The organism is Nostoc sp. KVJ20 (assembly GCF_001712795.1).
Taxonomy (GTDB): domain Bacteria; phylum Cyanobacteriota; class Cyanobacteriia; order Cyanobacteriales; family Nostocaceae; genus Nostoc.
On record NZ_KV757805.1, the window covers coordinates 1 to 2145 of the forward strand.

A 2145-nucleotide genomic window follows, 5' to 3' on the forward strand; every position below is an offset into this window, starting at 1 on the left:
TCTTTGCTCCAGCAGGGGATCAGTTGACACAAGCTATCTTGATGCTGACTAAAGAGTTTGGCGAATGCGCTGATGTTATGACTAGTGCCGCCATCCTTTCTTCTGAACTTATGGTGCAAAGATTGATGGCAGCTAATCTCAATCCTTGGATTAAAATTGCCTTTGGTCAGTTGTTCAGTTCCGCCGCAAGTGAAAAAACTGTTGCTGGTATTGTATCTACCGCTAGCATCATGTTCACTCGCTTCATGGCCAAAAATACTATTGGTTGTTTCATTGGTAAGACTACTCTTCCCTTATCAATCAAGGGTAAACAGATGATTATCTTCGGGCTAGACAGAGAACGTCGGGACGCAGTTAGCCCTTTGCTCACCAGCATTTTACACATGACAATTGCTCGGAACATTGCTAAAAAGCGTCTTGATCCTCTTATAGTTGCACTCGATGAGCTGCCTTCTCTGTACTTACCAGACTTATTCAAATGGCTGAACGAATCACGCTCTGAGGGGTTCTGCGGTATCCTGGGCTGGCAGAATATGGGGCAGCTTGAGAAAAACTATGGAAAGGAAGTTGCTAAGACTATTCTTGGGGCTTGCGGGACTAAGTTTGTTTTCAATCCTGGTGAAAATGAGTCTGCACAATTATTCTCCAGTTTCTTGGGCGATGAGGAAATCAAGTACAAGCATAAAAGCCGTTCTACAGGCGGGGGAAAAGCAAACACTACTACTAGTGAGCAGGAAAAAACTAAAAAACTCTTTGAGTCAGCCCAGTTTTTGAAGTTGCCTCCAGGTAAATGTGTCTTCATTAATCCTGCTTATTCTAATAAAAATGAGGGGTCGGTTCCTTTGCTAAAATCTCTCAAAATCCCTCAAGCTATTCGAGATATTGAAGAATATAACCAGCAGAGATGGACTAACATTGTCAGCCTTTTAGCTCGAAAAAGTACTCAGAAATTTCCAACTCAGCAAGACTTAGATATCCGAATTGCTAATATCAACAATCGTTTCCCTTTATCTCAAAATTCTCCAGAAGTTTCTAATAACTCTTTGCCATTGGATATATCTGAGGTTAGTTCATTGATTGATATTGAATCAAATGTTTTTATTTAAAAGAGTCATTAACGAATTGTAGATGGGTATAAATCCTCCTTTACATTACCCCAGTTAAAAGTTCCTTGTTCCCTATTTCCCTTTCATTGAGAACTTTTCCTTATGCGAATGATTATTGAAGAATCTGCTATTGAGAGTTTTAGTATCCTTGAAAAAATAGCATGGAATCGAAAGACTTGCTCAGTCAGCTTTTTAGATATTCATGCTGAGACTTCCGAAATCATTGCCAGTTTTCAAACTCTCTCTTATCGAAGGCCAAAACTTAAAAAAGTTGGCATTTATACCATAATTACTTTAAAAAATCTTCATCAGCCTCTGACAGAAGAATCTTGCCAACAAATTTTAAATCAATATGTTCATGGTATTGGTTGGGATGATTTACAGTTTATTAGCTTTTTGGAAATTACACCTGATTGTCTTCATTTACATATTATCTTTAATCGCGTTACTCCGTTAGGGAAACTTATTGATTTAGCCTGCGTGGGAGCTGATTGGAAACAATATGAAATCCTCCAAAGATGTTGTTCTCACGCTGTGCAAAAATCTTTATCTCAATGGTATCAAGAAAAACTGAACTCATCGCCAAGAGGTGGCATGAAAATATCGGTATAAAGATTAAAAATTCTCAACTAATAGTCTTATGTTTGATGAACGACATTTACAATTGAGTTCTGCTTATGCCAAAAGCAGTGAATACTTTGCCAGAGCAGTGATAGCTCCTTATCTAAAATTTGTATTGGACTCGATAGGGTTAGCAATAGATGATGAAATAAATAAGAGATTGAAATTGTCAATTGGTCAAGAGACTTATGTGATGACTCCTGATGAAAATGGTGGTTGGAAATGGCAGAAATTTGACCCGCAAACCGAGGAATCTATTCAAGCAGAGTTTGAAGAATTTGAAAAATTATTAACAGAATTATTAACTCCGCTTTTACCATCTGATGATGAATTTCCACTTTTACCACCGGATAATACAGATCCACTTTTGCCTGGCTCTAATACACCTCCTAAATCATCCCCCAGTGATTCACCTCCG

At 38.2% G+C, this 2145-nt stretch carries 2 protein-coding genes and 1 pseudogene; all 3 read left to right on the plus strand.

The window, feature by feature from the left end:
* On the plus strand, window positions 1-1106 hold a 1106-nt coding region (locus tag A4S05_RS37620), incomplete at its 5' end, for a type IV secretory system conjugative DNA transfer family protein (RefSeq protein WP_141699930.1).
* A gap of 108 nt (window positions 1107-1214) precedes the next feature.
* Window positions 1215-1718 carry a relaxase/mobilization nuclease domain-containing protein gene (locus tag A4S05_RS37625; RefSeq protein WP_176727229.1) on the plus strand — a complete coding sequence of 168 codons (504 nt, stop codon included), beginning with the start codon at window positions 1215-1217 and terminating at the stop codon, window positions 1716-1718.
* A 28-nt stretch (window positions 1719-1746) separates the two neighbouring features.
* Window positions 1747-2145: pseudogene (locus A4S05_RS37630) on the plus strand (DUF3854 domain-containing protein); the annotation flags it as partial.

Bases quoted from the DNA above. Each gene is read 5' to 3' on its own strand.
- A4S05_RS37625 (WP_176727229.1), top strand. From the start codon at position 1,215: ATGATTATTGAAGAATCTGCTATTGAGAGTTTTAGTATCCTTGAAAAA.